13 protein-coding genes are annotated in these 15,513 nt (G+C 52.3%); 9 read left to right on the top strand and 4 right to left on the bottom strand.

What is annotated here, in order from left to right; translation table 11 throughout:
- Positions 1 to 16 precede the first annotated feature (16 nt).
- Together AFK67_RS11080 and AFK67_RS23525 are read right to left on the bottom strand one after the other, a co-directional pair.
- Entirely contained in the window at positions 17 to 475 is a 459-nt protein-coding gene (locus AFK67_RS11080; RefSeq protein ID WP_071602723.1) for a YchJ family protein, read from the bottom strand.
- Between the two features lie 52 nt (positions 476 to 527).
- Positions 528 to 662 carry a hypothetical protein gene (locus tag AFK67_RS23525; RefSeq protein ID WP_265093940.1) on the bottom strand — a complete coding sequence of 45 codons (135 nt, stop codon included), beginning with the start codon at positions 660 to 662 and terminating at the stop codon, positions 528 to 530.
- A 213-nt stretch (positions 663 to 875) separates the two neighbouring features.
- Here AFK67_RS23525 and rssB point away from each other — a divergent pair, with 213 nt between their 5' ends.
- From rssB to AFK67_RS11060, 4 genes are all read left to right on the top strand, one after another.
- The gene (rssB, locus tag AFK67_RS11075) at positions 876 to 1,889 is read left to right on the top strand and encodes a two-component system response regulator RssB (RefSeq protein WP_007719912.1); all 1,014 of its coding nucleotides are present in this window, start codon (positions 876 to 878) and stop codon (positions 1,887 to 1,889) included.
- A 201-nt stretch (positions 1,890 to 2,090) separates the two neighbouring features.
- The gene (gene galU / locus AFK67_RS11070; protein WP_007719915.1) at positions 2,091 to 2,999 is read left to right on the top strand and encodes a UTP--glucose-1-phosphate uridylyltransferase GalU; all 909 of its coding nucleotides are present in this window, start codon (positions 2,091 to 2,093) and stop codon (positions 2,997 to 2,999) included.
- Positions 3,000 to 3,020: 21 nt separating this feature from the next.
- Positions 3,021 to 4,361: a UDP-glucose dehydrogenase family protein gene (locus AFK67_RS11065; protein ID WP_007719917.1), complete on the top strand. Its 1,341-nt coding sequence runs from the start codon at positions 3,021 to 3,023 to the stop codon at positions 4,359 to 4,361.
- A 14-nt stretch (positions 4,362 to 4,375) separates the two neighbouring features.
- Complete coding sequence (locus tag AFK67_RS11060) at positions 4,376 to 5,389, top strand: NAD-dependent epimerase (RefSeq protein WP_007719919.1); 1,014 nt, start codon at positions 4,376 to 4,378, stop codon at positions 5,387 to 5,389.
- Positions 5,390 to 5,503: 114 nt separating this feature from the next.
- Here the strand turns inward: AFK67_RS11060 and hns are convergent, their stop codons facing one another.
- Positions 5,504 to 5,917 (bottom strand): histone-like nucleoid-structuring protein H-NS, encoded by a 414-nt coding sequence (hns, locus tag AFK67_RS11055; protein ID WP_007679581.1) that lies wholly within the window; start codon positions 5,915 to 5,917, stop codon positions 5,504 to 5,506.
- A 541-nt stretch (positions 5,918 to 6,458) separates the two neighbouring features.
- Between hns and tdk the strand changes: the two genes are divergently transcribed.
- Entirely contained in the window at positions 6,459 to 7,064 is a 606-nt protein-coding gene (gene tdk / locus AFK67_RS11050; RefSeq protein ID WP_038883475.1) for a thymidine kinase, read from the top strand.
- Positions 7,065 to 7,369: 305 nt separating this feature from the next.
- Here the strand turns inward: tdk and adhE are convergent, their stop codons facing one another.
- The gene (gene adhE, locus AFK67_RS11045) at positions 7,370 to 10,048 is read right to left on the bottom strand and encodes a bifunctional acetaldehyde-CoA/alcohol dehydrogenase (protein WP_007719924.1); all 2,679 of its coding nucleotides are present in this window, start codon (positions 10,046 to 10,048) and stop codon (positions 7,370 to 7,372) included.
- A gap of 480 nt (positions 10,049 to 10,528) precedes the next feature.
- Here adhE and AFK67_RS11040 point away from each other — a divergent pair, with 480 nt between their 5' ends.
- The 4 genes from AFK67_RS11040 (at position 10,529) to oppC (ending at position 15,513) form a co-directional block, all read left to right on the top strand.
- On the top strand, positions 10,529 to 11,167 hold the full coding sequence (locus AFK67_RS11040) for a YchE family NAAT transporter (protein ID WP_007719927.1): 639 nt from the start codon (positions 10,529 to 10,531) through the stop codon (positions 11,165 to 11,167).
- A 790-nt stretch (positions 11,168 to 11,957) separates the two neighbouring features.
- Positions 11,958 to 13,586: an oligopeptide ABC transporter substrate-binding protein OppA gene (gene oppA, locus AFK67_RS11035; RefSeq protein WP_038883478.1), complete on the top strand. Its 1,629-nt coding sequence runs from the start codon at positions 11,958 to 11,960 to the stop codon at positions 13,584 to 13,586.
- Positions 13,587 to 13,669: 83 nt separating this feature from the next.
- Positions 13,670 to 14,590 carry an oligopeptide ABC transporter permease OppB gene (gene oppB / locus AFK67_RS11030; protein ID WP_007673995.1) on the top strand — a complete coding sequence of 307 codons (921 nt, stop codon included), beginning with the start codon at positions 13,670 to 13,672 and terminating at the stop codon, positions 14,588 to 14,590.
- 14 nt (positions 14,591 to 14,604) lie between these two features.
- Entirely contained in the window at positions 14,605 to 15,513 is a 909-nt protein-coding gene (gene oppC / locus AFK67_RS11025) for an oligopeptide ABC transporter permease OppC (protein WP_007719938.1), read from the top strand.

Below are 15,513 nucleotides of genomic sequence, written 5' to 3'. Positions count from 1 at the left end.
GTTGTCCGTCGGCGTTTTATTGCCCGCAACACTTTTTAAATTTTTTCCCGGAGCCGCACGGACACGGATCGTTGCGTCCAAATACCGGGCGGGTGCCGTCAATATAGTACCAGCGCCCCTGCTCGTGGAGAAAACGGGAACGCTCAATGATGGCGCCGGATTTGCCATTTTCCTGGAAACGCGCCACGAAACTGACGTACGCTTCACGGTCGGTATGACCAGGCGCTTCTTCAAAAATCGTCAGGCCAAGCCACTGTGTATGGGCGAAACCCGCTTCGATATCGGCGCGCAGCGCGTCAGCCTGACATGCGGGATGCCATGTCTTTATCAGATAATCCGCATTTTTCATCACGAACGCGCAATAACGAGAGCGCATCAGTTGAGATGCAAGGGCCGCGCTCTTATCACCGGAAAGATAAGGCTGGCAACATAGGCTATACTCCAGAGCGCTACCGCAAGGACAAAGTTGCGACACGATTTCTCCTTGAGGACAAAATTAAGGCGTGAAACGCCACAGCGGCACTATGTTAACCGAGCGACGGCCTCGACGCCACGCTGCCCGCACCATCAGGCGTCTGGCGGCGAATTTGCAGCCAGAACAGGTGCCGCTGATAATGCAGATCTTTACGCCCCGGCGCTGATGCCGGGGCGAACCGACACACAGCAAGGCCTGGCCTTACACAAAGGTATAAAAAAAGTATCCACATGCTGCAGTTTATCTTTTGGACACAGGGCACTATCACCCCCGCTTGCAGGCGCAAAGCGCAAAAGCGTTATGTTTCTTCCAGTTGCGCTGACATTCTTCGGGCAATTCTGACAGGCACAGCCCGCCTGAGCATGCCAAACTTGGCAATAAGTCATTCAGGGGGGGAGAGATGACGCAACCATTAGCCGGCAAACATATCCTCATTGTTGAAGATGAAGCGGTTTTTCGCTCGATGCTTGAGGCATGGCTTTCTTCGTTGGGCGCGCAGACGCACGTCGCTGAAGATGGCGTGGGCGCGCTCGAGAAAATGCACGGCGCGTCGCCGGATCTGCTGATTTGCGATCTGGAAATGCCGCGGATGAACGGCCTGCAGTTAATCGAGCGCCTGCGTAATGACGGCGACCAGACGCCCATTCTGGTGATTTCCGCCACCGACAACATGGCCGATATCGCCAAAGCCCTGCGTCTCGGCGTCCAGGACGTGTTGCTAAAACCCGTCAAAGATTTTAATCGGCTGCGTGAAACCGTTTACGCGTGTCTGTATCCCAATATGTTTAATTCGCGCGTTGAGGAAGAGGAGCGGCTGTTCCAGGACTGGGACGCGCTGGTCAATAACCCGCACGCCGCGGCGAAGCTGTTGAAAGAACTCCAGCCGCCGGTGCAGCAGGTGATGTCGCACTGCCGCGTCAATTATCGCCAGTTGGTCGCCGCCGACGAGCTCGGGCTGGTGCTCGATATTGCGCCGATTTCCGACAACGATCTGGCGTTTTATTGTCTCGACGTTACGCGCGCTGGCGATAATGGCGTGCTGGCGGCGTTGTTATTAAGGGCGCTGTTTAATGGTTTGCTGCAAGAACAACTCTCTCAGCAACGCCAGCGATTACCTGAGCTTGGGGCTTTACTTAAGCAGGTAAATCAATTGTTACGCCAGGCGAATTTGTACGGACAGTTTCCTTTGCTGGTGGGTTATTACCACAGCGAATTAAAAAACCTCATATTAGTCTCCGCCGGTCTTAACGCTGCGCTTAATACCGGAGATAACCAAATTCAGCTCAGTAATGGTGTCCCTTTGGGCACGTTGGGTAATACTTACTTAAATCAAATCAGCCAGCGCTGCGAGTCCTGGCAGTGCCAGATCTGGGGCGCAGGTGGCCGCTTAAGACTCATGTTGTCTGCGGAATGAGCATTTGATTTATCTGATGCAGATAGCTTTTCCAGGCTGTCTGCGCAGGTGCTAATATCGCGTCAGTTTTCTTCGTATTTGTCCTAAATTGCCATGACATAAGGGTATTCAGACTCTTTCCCCAAATTTAAGCTGATATACTCGAACGCGTTTTTAATTGACGAACAAGTGTGAAACTTGAACAGTCCAGGAGAATATTCAATGGCTGCCATTAATTCGAAAGTGAAAAAAGCAGTAATCCCGGTTGCGGGATTAGGAACCAGGATGTTGCCGGCCACGAAGGCGATTCCAAAAGAGATGCTGCCGCTGGTGGATAAACCGTTAATTCAGTATGTCGTTAATGAGTGTATTGCCGCTGGCATTACTGAGATTGTTCTGGTTACTCACTCCTCAAAAAATTCCATCGAAAACCACTTCGATACCAGCTTTGAGCTCGAAGCGATGCTGGAAAAACGCGTTAAGCGCCAGCTGCTGGAAGAAGTTCAGTCTATCTGCCCGCCGCACGTCACCATCATGCAGGTGCGTCAGGGCCTCGCCAAAGGTCTGGGCCACGCGGTGATGTGCGCGCACCCGGTGGTCGGCGACGAGCCGGTCGCGGTTATCCTGCCGGATGTGATTCTGGATGAATTCGAATCCGATCTCTCTCAGGACAACCTGGCGGAAATGATTAAGCGTTTCGACGAGACGGGCCGCAGCCAGATCATGGTTGAGCCAGTGGCTGACGTGACCGCGTACGGCGTGGTGGATTGCCAGGGCGTGCAGCTGCAGGCAGGCGACAGCGTGCCGATGGTCGGCATCGTCGAGAAACCGAAAGCCGATGTAGCGCCGTCTAACCTTGCTGTGGTTGGCCGTTACGTTCTGGGCGCGGATATCTGGCCTCTGCTTGCCAAAACGCCTCCGGGAGCGGGTGATGAAATCCAGCTGACCGACTCCATCGCCATGCTGATGGATAAAGAAACCGTCGAGGCTTACCACATGAAAGGCAAGAGCCACGACTGCGGTAACAAACTGGGTTACATGCAGGCCTTTGTTGAATACGGCGTTCGCCATAATACGCTGGGTGAAGAGTTTAAAGCCTGGCTCAACGAAACCGTTGGCGACAAGAAGTAATTAACCACCCAGGACAACGTAATGAAAGTAACCGTATTTGGTATTGGCTATGTGGGGCTGGTACAGGCCGCTGTACTGGCTGAGGTTGGGCACGACGTGATGTGTATCGATGTCGACGCCAACAAGGTTGAGAACCTGAAAAAGGGGATCATCCCGATTTATGAACCCGGCCTGACGCCGCTGGTGAAGAAGAATTATGAAGAAGGGCGTCTGCATTTCAGCACCGATGCCCAGGAAGGCGTTAACCACGGCGTGATGCAGTTTATCGCCGTGGGCACACCGCCGGATGAAGACGGCTCCGCTGACCTGAAATATGTGACTGCGGTAGCGCGTACTATCGCGCAGCATATGACTGGCCATAAAGTCGTGCTGGATAAATCCACCGTTCCGGTGGGTACCGCCGACAAAGTGCGTCAGGTGATGAGCGAGACGCTGAAAGCCCGCGGCGCGGATTTCCCGTTCGACGTGGTCTCTAACCCGGAATTCCTGAAAGAAGGCGCCGCGGTAGCAGACTGTATGCGTCCTGAGCGTATCGTGGTCGGTACCGACAATGACGACGTTGTCGAGCTGTTGCGCGAGCTCTATGAGCCGTTCAACCGTAATCACGATCGCATGATCCTGATGGATATCCGCAGCGCCGAGCTGACCAAATATGCCGCCAACTGCATGCTGGCGACCAAAATCAGCTTTATGAATGAGATCTCAAACCTGGCGGAACGTCTGGGCGCGGATGTCGAAAAAGTGCGTCAGGGTATCGGCTCCGATTCCCGTATCGGTTACCACTTTATCTATCCGGGCTGCGGCTACGGCGGCTCCTGCTTCCCGAAAGACGTGCAGGCGCTGATTCGCACGGCTGAGCATATCGGCTACGTGCCGCGTCTGTTGCGTGCGGTGGAAGACGTCAACAACGATCAGAAAATGAAGCTGCCGGAATTTATTCGCCGTCATTTTGGCGACAATCTCGAAGGCAAAACTTTCGCGTTGTGGGGCCTCTCCTTCAAACCGAACACCGACGACATGCGCGAAGCCTCCAGCCGCGTGCTGATGGAAGAGCTGTGGAAACACGGCGCGACCGTACAGGCTTACGACCCGGAAGCGATGGATGAAACCCAACGCATTTACGGTCATCGTGCGGATTTACGTCTGATGGGCACCAAAGAAGCGGCGCTGCAGGGCGCGGACGCGCTGATTATCTGCACCGAGTGGCAGGCATTCCGCGCACCGGATTTTGATTTCATCAAAAATTCCCTGAAAGAACCGGTTATCTTTGATGGCCGTAACCTGTATGATCCGGCAAGGCTCAGCAAACGCGGCTTTGTTTATTATGCAATTGGCCGTGGAGCGTCCATTAACATTGCATAATTAATGAGGATCGTATGAAATTTCTGGTTACCGGCGCAGCAGGCTTTATTGGTTTTCATGTCAGCGAACGTCTGCTGGCTGCCGGTTACCAGGTTATCGGTATCGATAACCTGAATGATTATTATGACGTCAACCTCAAACTCGCCCGCCTCAATCTGCTTCAACAACACACCGCATTTCATTTCGAAAAAATGGATCTGGCAGATCGTCAGGCCATGGAAACATTATTTGCGCAGCATCAACCGCAGCGCGTGATTCATCTGGCGGCACAGGCCGGCGTACGTTATTCGCTGGAAAATCCTCATGCGTATGCAGATGCGAACCTCACCGGGCATTTAAACGTGCTGGAAGGGTGTCGCCACCATAAGGTTGAGCATTTATTATACGCATCATCAAGCTCGGTTTATGGGCTCAACCGTAAAATGCCATTTTCCACCAATGATTCCGTCGATCATCCGGTCTCTTTATATGCGGCGACCAAAAAAGCCAATGAGCTGATGTCGCATACTTATTCGCATCTTTATGGTTTGCCGACGACGGGGCTACGTTTTTTTACCGTTTATGGTCCGTGGGGCCGCCCGGATATGGCGCTGTTTAAATTTACCCAGGCGATTGTCAAAGGCAACAGCATTGATGTTTATAACCACGGTCAGATGCGTCGCGATTTTACTTATATCGACGATATTGCCGAGGCGATTGTCCGTCTGCAGGATGTTATTCCACAAGCCGACCCGCAATGGACCGTGGAAAACGGCTCACCGGCCACCAGCTCTGCGCCATATCGTGTATATAATATCGGCAACAGCTCGCCTGTGGCGTTAATGGATTATATTTCCGCACTGGAAAAGGCGCTCGGCAAAGAGGCGCAGAAAAATATGCTGCCGATGCAGCCGGGCGATGTGCTGGAGACCAGCGCTGATACGTCCGCGCTCTATAACGTGATTGGTTTTAAACCGCATACCTCGGTAGAAGAGGGCGTTAAACGCTTTGTGGAGTGGTATAAGGCGTTTTATAACGTGGCAGGCTAATTCCCTGTCGCTCTACTGCTTAGCGCCTCTTACAGTCTGTGAGAGGCCTTAAAAACAAAAATCCCGCCGAGGCGGGATTTTTTATACAGCACCGAAAGCACTGTCTGAACGGAATTAATCCTTAATCAGGAAATCGTCCAGCTGTTTACCCTGCTCGTCGATCGCTTTTTTGATCACAGCAGGAGTACGGCCCTGGCCGGTCCAGGTTTTGCTTTCGCCGTTTTCATCGGTGTAGCGATATTTAGCCGGACGCGCAGCACGTTTAGCTTTGGTGCCGGTTTTAGCGGCAGACATGCTGTTCAGCAATTCATTCGGGTCAATACCGTCAGCAATCAGCATTTCACGGTACTGCTGTAATTTACGAGTACGTTCTTCGATTTCCGCAGCGGCGGCGCTTTCTTCTTCACGGCGCTCATTTACAACCACTTCTAATTTCTCCAGCATCTCTTCCAGAGTTTCCAGAGTACATTCTCTCGCCTGTGCACGAAGAGTACGGATGTTGTTCAGAATTTTAAGTGCTTCGCTCATTGTAGTAATCTCAAACTTATAATGGGGTGGTGTGTTGAGCTAATAATAGAGCGTTAAATTCAGTTCTGCAATAGGGCCAAATGTAAGGAAGTCAAAATATCGGGTTATTTGTGGTCATTTAAAAAGGCGAAACTTAAATTTTCCTTGAACTGACGCACAGACTTACCGACATAGAACCTGCCCGCCAGGCATGGCGCCGGGTCTCAATTCGACCGAGAAACACCATTTTTTAAGGGATTATTATCCCTGTGGTGAAATAGGCTGCCTTTGTATTAGTGGAACGCTCACTGGCAAAGCGTGGTTGATATTAGAATAGTAAGCAGACAGCACTTATTTGTTTAGCGGCCTGAAATGACCCTCATCTCCACAGTTTTTCCACAATCAGAGCGGTAAATTTGTTTCAAAGTGTTGGGCGCTGCACGTTTTGCGTATCGCTATATAAGAAATGTCTACGGTGCGCAAAGGCGGCCGCACGCCAGTTACCGAGAATATGATACACTGGCGGCAACGTACCAACACTTAAGCCAGGGTTATCGAGCAGATGGCGCAACTTTATTTTTACTATTCGGCGATGAATGCCGGTAAATCGACGGCATTACTTCAGTCGTCATATAACTATCAGGAAAGGGGAATGCGCACGCTGGTTTATACCGCGGAAATTGATAACCGCTTTGGCACGGGTAAGGTCAGTTCGCGCATAGGATTATCCTCGCCTGCAAAGCTTTATAACAACCAGACTTCGTTATTGAACGATATTCGCGCGGAACATCAGCAGGCACCCGTTCATTGCGTCCTGGTTGATGAATGCCAGTTCCTGACTCGTGAACAGGTATATGAACTTTCAGATGTCGTCGACAAACTGGATATTCCGGTGCTCTGTTATGGGCTGCGTACGGATTTTCGCGGCGAGCTGTTTGGCGGTAGCCAGTATTTGCTGGCCTGGTCCGATAAACTCGTGGAGCTTAAAACCGTCTGCTTTTGTGGGCGCAAGGCAGGCATGGTGCTTCGTCTTGACCACGAAGGGCGCCCTTATAATGAAGGCGAGCAGGTCGTTATTGGCGGCAACGAGCGTTATGTGTCCGTCTGCCGTAAGCATTATAAAGAGGCGCTGGAAAAGGGCTCTCTGAAGGCCGTACAGGGCCATTAAAAGACACACCGCGTGGGTTAGCCTTAGTTCCATATATAAAGCCTCACAAACGCGCTGAGGCTTTTTTACATGAGGCACGGGCGAAGACATTGCGCATAGCTTCAGCGCATTCAGGCGTGGCGGCCAGGGCGACGTGTTCATTGAGTAGTGGCATAGCGCAAGGGCAGGACGCGTCAGATGCTCAAAGCGATGACGCGCATTGATTAATACCGCTACTGATAACGGCAACACGTACCGGACTTTTAAATTTTTCGTACAGGCATAAAAAAACCCGCCAGGCGGCGGGTTTTTACGGTTAAACCATCTTAAACGGTTTTCTTCGCTTTCTTGTCTGCTTTCACGGCAGGCGCCGCTTCCACTTTCGCAGCTTCCGCGCCTTCTTTGTATTCGCGGCCGTAGAAGCTGTCCAGCAGGATCTGTTTCAGCTCGGCAATCAGCGGGTAGCGCGGGTTAGCGCCGGTGCACTGATCATCGAAGGCATCTTCAGAGAGCTTATCAACGTGTGCCAGGAAGTCGGCTTCCTGAACGCCAGCCTCACGGATGGATTTCGGAATGCCCAGCTCTGCTTTGATGCTTTCCAGCCATGCCAGCAGCTTCTCGATTTTCGCTGCGGTACGGTCGCCCGGCGCAGAGAGACCCAGATGGTCAGCCACTTCAGCGTAACGACGACGTGCCTGCGGACGGTCGTACTGGCTGAAAGCAGTCTGCTTGGTCGGGTTATCGTTCGCGTTATAGCGGATAACGTTAGAAATCAGCAGTGCGTTCGCCAGACCGTGCGGAATATGGAACTGAGAGCCCAGTTTGTGCGCCATAGAGTGGCAGACGCCCAGGAAGGCGTTGGCAAACGCGATACCGGCGATAGTGGCCGCACTGTGCACACGTTCACGCGCTACCGGGTTTTTCGACCCTTCGTGGTAGGACGCCGGCAGGTTTTCTTTCAGCAGTTTCAGCGCCTGCAACGCCTGACCATCGGAGAATTCAGAGGCCAGTACGGAAACGTAAGCTTCCAGCGCATGCGTTACCGCATCCAGACCGCCGAAGGCGCAGAGGGATTTCGGCATATCCATCACCAGGTTGGCATCGACAATCGCCATATCCGGGGTCAGCGCGTAGTCCGCCAGCGGATATTTCTGCCCGGTTTCGTCATCGGTCACCACCGCGAACGGCGTCACTTCAGAACCGGTACCTGACGTTGTGGTCACCGCGATCATTTTCGCTTTTACGCCCATTTTCGGGAACTTGTAGATACGTTTACGGATATCCATAAAGCGCAGCGCCAGTTCTTCGAAGTGGGTTTCCGGGTGTTCGTACATGACCCACATGATTTTCGCGGCATCCATTGGGGAACCGCCGCCCAGCGCGATGATGACATCCGGTTTAAAGGAGTTCATCAGCTCGGCGCCTTTACGCACCACGCTCAGGGTCGGGTCAGCTTCTACTTCAAAGAACACTTCGGTTTCAACGCCGGCCGCTTTCAGAACGGAGGTGATTTGATCGGCATACCCGTTGTTAAACAGGAAGCGGTCAGTGACGACCATAGCGCGTTTGTGACCGTCGGTAATCACTTCATCCAGCGCAATGGGCAGCGAGCCGCGACGGAAGTAGATAGATTTCGGAAGTTTATGCCACAACATGTTTTCAGCTCGCTTAGCAACGGTTTTCTTGTTGATCAGGTGTTTCGGACCAACGTTTTCAGAGATGGAGTTACCACCCCATGAACCACAACCCAGAGTCAGGGAAGGCGCGAGTTTGAAGTTATACAGGTCACCGATACCACCCTGAGAAGCAGGGGTGTTAATCAGGATACGGGCAGTTTTCATCATCTGACCGAAGTGCGCGACGCGCTCCGGCTGGTTGTCCTGGTCGGTGTACAGGCAGGAGGTGTGGCCAATACCACCCATCGCAACCAGTTTCTCGGCTTTTTCTACCGCGTCTTCGAAATCTTTCGCGCGATACATGGCAAGCGTCGGAGAGAGTTTTTCGTGAGCGAACGGCTCGCTTTCGTCAACGACGGTGACTTCACCAATCAGGATCTTAGTGGTTGCTGGTACGGTAAAGCCTGCCAGCTCAGCGATTTTCACCGCAGGCTGACCCACGATAGCGGCGTTCAGTGCGCCATTTTTCAGGATGATGTTCTGAACTGCTTTCAGCTCCTGACCCTGCAGCATGTAGCCGCCGTGGCTGGCGAAGCGTTCGCGAACGGCGTCGTAGACGGAATCCACCACGACAACGGACTGTTCAGATGCGCAGATAACGCCGTTATCGAAGGTTTTAGACATCAGTACCGATGCGACAGCGCGTTTGATATCCGCGGTTTCATCAATAACCACCGGGGTGTTACCCGCGCCGACGCCGATAGCAGGTTTACCGGAGCTGTACGCGGCTTTCACCATGCCCGGGCCACCTGTCGCGAGGATCAGGTTGATATCCGGGTGATGCATCAGCGCGTTCGAAAGCTCAACAGACGGTTCGTCAATCCAGCCGATCAGGTCTTTCGGCGCACCTGCGGCGATAGCAGCCTGCAGTACGATATCCGCCGCTTTGTTCGTGGCGTTTTTAGCACGCGGATGCGGGGAGAAAATGATAGCGTTACGCGTCTTCAGGCTGATGAGCGATTTGAAGATAGCGGTAGACGTCGGGTTAGTAGTTGGAACGATACCGCAGATAATGCCGATAGGTTCGGCGATAGTGATAGTACCAAAGGTGTCATCTTCAGACAGGACGCCGCAGGTCTTCTCATCTTTATAGGCGTTGTAGATATATTCAGAAGCAAAGTGGTTTTTGATCACTTTATCTTCGACGATACCCATTCCGGATTCGGCAACGGCCATTTTAGCGAGGGGAATTCGAGCATCTGCAGCGGCCAGAGCGGCGGCGCGGAAGATTTTGTCAACCTGTTCTTGGGTGAAGTTGGCATATTCACGCTGGGCTTTTTTAACGCGCTCGACGAGGGCGTTCAGTTCAGCGACATTAGTAACAGCCATAATGCTCTCCTGATAATGTTAAACTCTTTTAGTAAATCATCTGCTCGAAACGACAGTATAGTCAGCCTCAAACAGCGTGCGTTACAGAACGGTTTACCAGCAAAACGACCAGAAACCTTCGCTGATTTACTAAAAGAGCCTTGCCTTAAAACATTTATCGGGAAAATGTTTTACTCCCTGGCGGCATCATCAAGATACTCACTTCTGAGTAGCAAAAGCGTGATCTAAATCAATTTAACCCCATGCTGACTCCTTTCAGCACGCCTTCTGACGGTAATTCAGCGATGGTTAATATATTTGCTACAGCTTTGAATATTTAAATTACCATAAAACTAACAAAAGAATAACACAGGTCGACGCGGTCAATCGGCCGCCAGATCCAGAATGCATTAAGACGTAATGGCGTAGCGTAAGCAGGGGTTTTGGATTACATTACGCGACGCCGTTGCCCTACCAATCGCGGAGCTTCCCTTGAATTCAATGTGGTTTGATTTACCAACGTTTTTTAAATTTTTTATTGGTCTGTTCGCGCTGGTGAACCCGGTGGGTATCATTCCCGTCTTTATTAGCATGACCAGCTACCAGACGGCGGTGGCGCGCAATAAAACCAACCTTACGGCTAACCTCTCGGTCGCCATAATTCTCTGGACGTCGCTGTTTCTCGGCGATGCCATCCTGCAGGTCTTCGGCATATCCATCGACTCGTTTCGCATCGCGGGCGGTATTCTGGTCGTCACCATCGCCATGTCGATGATTAGCGGCAAGCTTGGCGAGGATAAGCAGAATAAACAGGAGAAGTCGGAAACCGCGATCCGCGAGAGCATCGGCGTGGTGCCGCTGGCGCTGCCGTTAATGGCGGGGCCGGGCGCTATCAGCTCGACAATCGTCTGGGGAACACGCTATCACAGCTGGCAATATATGCTGGGCTTCACGCTCGCCATCGCGCTGTTCGCCGCCTGCTGTTGGGGCGTGTTTCGCCTGGCGCCGTGGCTGGTGCGGTTACTTGGCCAAACGGGCATTAACGTTATTACTCGCATTATGGGCTTGCTGCTGATGGCGCTGGGCATTGAATTTATTGTGACAGGAATAAAAGCGCTGTTTCCAGGGCTTGTAAGTTAGTCATTTCTTTTCATTCATAAAGCGGAGCGGAAGCTTCGCTTTTTTCTTTTATTATTAGCATTTCCTATAGCACGCATCCCTTCGCTTTTTTATGTATAACTTTATCTGATATCTGGTAAAGCTTTATTAAAACAATGAATTACCGTATCTGTAATCTTCCTTCCGTTCATAAAAAAAGCAATCAGTCTGATATTTTTGTCACATGATACTTTGAGTATTGATGCGGGTTTAACGAAATGTTATTAGTAATTTCAACGCCACTGCAGACAAATGTGCTAATTTTTGTTCAATTGTTAATTTTATGTTGTGATGCGCTGCGAGCCGGGTCACACGTCACGTTGAAGGTGTGTTTTGTTTGCAACTAATTGATTTAAAAGAAGAATAACGAGAAAAAAGAGGTTTTCTTGACGGCAAGCGTAAGACTCTCCTGCACGTCAAAAGAGAAGCGGTTAACAAATTTGTAAATTGTATTGGCGCACAATTCACGCATTTGATACTTTCCGGCAAAACATTTGCCTGCAAATTATCAGCAGATGAGAATGATTTTCGTATGAAAGCGCTTTCCTTCCACAGGTCGCGCCATATCACACTGCCCTTAAAACAGGGAAGGGCAGTAAAGAATCGACGACAGGCTGCCAGAGAGCGGTCGTGATAAATAAAGTCGGTGATAGCAAGCAGTAAAAAGAAAAACCACCTGGCAGACGCGAAAGCTCCTGCGCTGCACAGGTTTCCCTAAGGGGAGAACGGGCTGGCTTTGGTCAGTAATAATAATGAGTGGAGTACCAACACAATGTCCATCATCACAAAAAAAAGTCTGGTAGCGGCAGGGATCCTTTCTGCGCTAATCGCGGGTAACGCAATGGCTGCGAATGTTCCTGCGGGTGTGCAACTGGCGGAGAAACAGACGCTGGTGCGCAACAACGGTTCGGAAGTCCAGTCTCTCGACCCGCACAAAATTGAAGGCGTGCCTGAGTCGAACATTAACCGCGACCTGTTTGAAGGTCTGCTGGTAACCGACGTAGAAGGCCACCCGAGCGCGGGCGTTGCCGAGAAGTGGGATAACAAAGATTTTAAAGTCTGGACTTTCCATCTGCGTAAAGACGCGAAATGGTCCAATGGCGAGCCGGTCACGGCGCAGGATTTCGTATACAGCTGGCAGCGCCTGGCTGACCCGAAAACCGCCTCTCCGTATGAAAGCTATCTGCAATACGGCCACATTACCAATATCGACGATATCATCGCCGGTAAAAAACCAGCCACCGAGCTTGGCGTGAAAGCGATTGACGACCACACGCTGGAAGTCACCCTGAGCGAGCCGGTGCCCTATTTCTATAAACTGCTGGTGCACTCCTCTATGTCTCCGGTGCCTAAAGCCGTCGTTGAGAAATTCGGCGAGAAGTGGACTCAGCCCGCGAACATCGTTTCCAACGGCGCGTACAAACTGAAATCCTGGGTGGTGAACGAGCGCATCGTGCTTGAGCGCAACACCAACTACTGGGATAACGCGAAGACCGTGATTAACGAAGTCACCTATCTGCCTATCTCTTCTGAAGTGACTGACGTCAACCGCTACCGCAGCGGTGAAATCGACATGACCTATAACAACATGCCGATTGAACTCTTCCAGAAGCTCAAGAAAGAAATTCCAAAAGAAGTGCACGTCGACCCGTATCTGTGCACCTATTACTACGAGATCAACAACCAGAAAGCGCCGTTTAACGACCCGCGCGTGCGTACCGCGCTGAAACTGGGCCTGGATCGCGACATCATCGTTCATAAAGTGAAAAACCAGGGCGACCTGCCGGCGTATGGCTATACCCCGCCGTACACCGATGGCGCGAAATTCACCGAGCCGGCCTGGTTCAAAATGACCCAGGAACAGCGTAACGCCGAAGCGAAAAAACTGCTGGCCGAAGCAGGCTATACCGCCGACAAACCGCTGACGTTCGATCTGCTGTACAACACCTCCGATCTGCATAAGAAACTGGCTATCGCTGCCGCGTCCATCTGGAAGAAAAACCTGGGCGTGAACGTGAAGCTGGAAAACCAGGAGTGGAAAACCTTCCTGGATACCCGTCATCAGGGCAACTTCGACGTGGCGCGTGCGGGCTGGTGCGCGGATTACAACGAACCGACCTCCTTCCTCAACACGATGCTGTCCAATAGCTCGAACAACACCTCGCACTATAAGAGCGAAGCGTTCGATAAAGTGATGCAGGAAACGCTGCAGGTCTCCGACGAAGCGCAGCGTAGCGAGCTCTACAACAAAGCAGAGCAGCAGCTGGATAAAGACTCCGTTATCGTGCCGGTGTATTACTACGTGAACGCCCGTCTGGTGAAACCGTGGGTCGGTGGTTACACCGGTAAAGACCCGCTGGATAATGTCTACGTTAAGAACCTGTATATTATCAAACATTAATGGCAATGCGTGGGGCAGGGTTTCCTGCCCCACTGTGTCTTATTTTTCCGTGAGTCAAAGGCACACGCCAGAAGGTACGGGCAATGTTGAAATTCATTTTACGTCGCTGTCTGGAAGCGATTCCGACACTCTTTATTCTCATCACTATCTCCTTCTTTATGATGCGTCTCGCACCGGGCAGTCCTTTTACCGGCGAACGTAATCTGCCGCCGGAAGTCATGGCGAATATCGAGGCGAAATATCATCTTAACGACCCCATCATGACCCAGTACTTCAATTATCTGAAGCAACTGGCGAAAGGTGATTTCGGTCCGTCCTTTAAATACAAGGACTATTCGGTTAACGATCTGGTGGCCTCCAGTTTCCCGGTTTCCGCAAAGTTAGGCGCTGCGGCGTTTTTACTTGCTGTGATTCTGGGCGTTGCGGCGGGCGTAATGGCCGCGCTTAAGCAAAACACCAAATGGGATTTCGCCGTCATGGGGGTGGCGATGACCGGCGTGGTCATTCCGAGTTTCGTGGTGGCACCGCTGCTTGTGATGATCTTCGCGATAACGCTGCACTGGCTGCCCGGCGGCGGCTGGAACGGCGGGGCGCTGAAATTCATGATCCTGCCGATGGTCGCGCTCTCTCTGGCTTACATCGCCAGCATTGCGCGTATCACCCGCGGCTCGATGATTGAAGTGCTGCACTCCAACTTTATCCGTACCGCCCGCGCCAAAGGGCTGCCGATGCGTCGCATCATCTTGCGCCACGCGCTGAAACCCGCGCTGCTGCCTGTACTCTCGTATTTAGGGCCGGCGTTTGTCGGGATTATTACCGGGTCAATGGTTATTGAAACCATTTATGGCCTGCCGGGTATCGGCCAGCTGTTCGTGAACGGCGCGCTCAACCGCGACTACTCACTGGTGCTGAGCCTGACTATTCTGGTCGGCGCGCTGACCATTCTGTTTAACGCGATCGTCGATGTGCTGTATGCCGTTATCGATCCGAAAATTCGTTACTGACGCTGGAGTACGCCATGATGTTGAGTAAGAAAAACAGCGAGGCGCTGGAAAACTTCAGTGAAAAACTGGAAGTAGAAGGACGTAGCCTGTGGCAGGACGCCCGTCGTCGCTTTATGCATAACCGCGCGGCGGTGGCGAGCCTGATTGTGCTGGCCTTTATCGCGCTCTTTGTCACGCTCGCGCCGATGCTGTCGCAGTTCAGCTACTTCGACACTGACTGGGGCATGATGTCGAGCGCGCCGGATACTGAATCCGGCCACTGGTTTGGCACCGACTCCTCCGGGCGCGACCTACTGGTGCGCGTCGCTATCGGCGGGCGCATTTCGCTGATGGTCGGCGTTGCGGCGGCGCTGGTAGCGGTGATTGTCGGCACGCTCTACGGTTCGCTTTCCGGCTATCTTGGCGGCAAAGTGGATTCGGTCATGATGCGTCTGCTGGAGATCCTCAACTCCTTCCCGTTCATGTTCTTCGTTATCCTGCTGGTGACCTTTTTCGGCCAGAACATCCTGCTGATTTTCGTTGCCATCGGGATGGTCTCCTGGCTCGACATGGCGCGTATCGTGCGCGGCCAGACGCTGAGCCTGAAACGTAAAGAGTTCATCGAAGCAGCCCAGGTGGGCGGCGTCTCGACGGCTAATATTGTCGTGCGTCATATCGTGCCGAACGTACTGGGCGTGGTGGTGGTTTACGCCTCGCTGCTGGTGCCCAGCATGATCCTCTTCGAATCGTTCTTAAGCTTCCTCGGCCTCGGTACGCAGGAGCCGCTCAGCTCCTGGGGCGCGCTGCTGAGCGATGGCGCCAACTCAATGGAAGTGTCGCCCTGGCTGCTGCTCTTCCCGGCGGGTTTCCTGGTGGTCACCCTGTTTTGTTTTAACTTTATCGGCGATGGCCTGCGTGATGCCCTCGACCCGAAAGATCGTTAA

Origin of the sequence: Cronobacter dublinensis subsp. dublinensis LMG 23823, assembly GCF_001277235.1 — a bacterium.
GTDB lineage: Bacteria > Pseudomonadota > Gammaproteobacteria > Enterobacterales > Enterobacteriaceae > Cronobacter > Cronobacter dublinensis.
Note: the sequence above shows the minus strand (reverse complement) of the source record. Positions and strands in the feature narration are given on the sequence as shown.

What these genes read in the sequence shown, in the direction of transcription:
- rssB (WP_007719912.1), top strand. Translation starts at nt 876, where the DNA reads ATGACGCAACCATTAGCCGGCAAACATATCCTCATTGTTGAAGATGAA.
- galU (WP_007719915.1), top strand. Translation starts at nt 2,091, where the DNA reads ATGGCTGCCATTAATTCGAAAGTGAAAAAAGCAGTAATCCCGGTTGCG.
- AFK67_RS11065 (WP_007719917.1), top strand. Translation starts at nt 3,021, where the DNA reads ATGAAAGTAACCGTATTTGGTATTGGCTATGTGGGGCTGGTACAGGCC.
- AFK67_RS11060 (WP_007719919.1), top strand. Translation starts at nt 4,376, where the DNA reads ATGAAATTTCTGGTTACCGGCGCAGCAGGCTTTATTGGTTTTCATGTC.
- hns (WP_007679581.1), bottom strand. Translation starts at nt 5,917, where the DNA reads ATGAGCGAAGCACTTAAAATTCTGAACAACATCCGTACTCTTCGTGCA.
- tdk (WP_038883475.1), top strand. Translation starts at nt 6,459, where the DNA reads ATGGCGCAACTTTATTTTTACTATTCGGCGATGAATGCCGGTAAATCG.
- adhE (WP_007719924.1), bottom strand. Translation starts at nt 10,048, where the DNA reads ATGGCTGTTACTAATGTCGCTGAACTGAACGCCCTCGTCGAGCGCGTT.
- AFK67_RS11040 (WP_007719927.1), top strand. Translation starts at nt 10,529, where the DNA reads ATGTGGTTTGATTTACCAACGTTTTTTAAATTTTTTATTGGTCTGTTC.
- oppA (WP_038883478.1), top strand. Translation starts at nt 11,958, where the DNA reads ATGTCCATCATCACAAAAAAAAGTCTGGTAGCGGCAGGGATCCTTTCT.
- oppB (WP_007673995.1), top strand. Translation starts at nt 13,670, where the DNA reads ATGTTGAAATTCATTTTACGTCGCTGTCTGGAAGCGATTCCGACACTC.
- oppC (WP_007719938.1), top strand. Translation starts at nt 14,605, where the DNA reads ATGATGTTGAGTAAGAAAAACAGCGAGGCGCTGGAAAACTTCAGTGAA.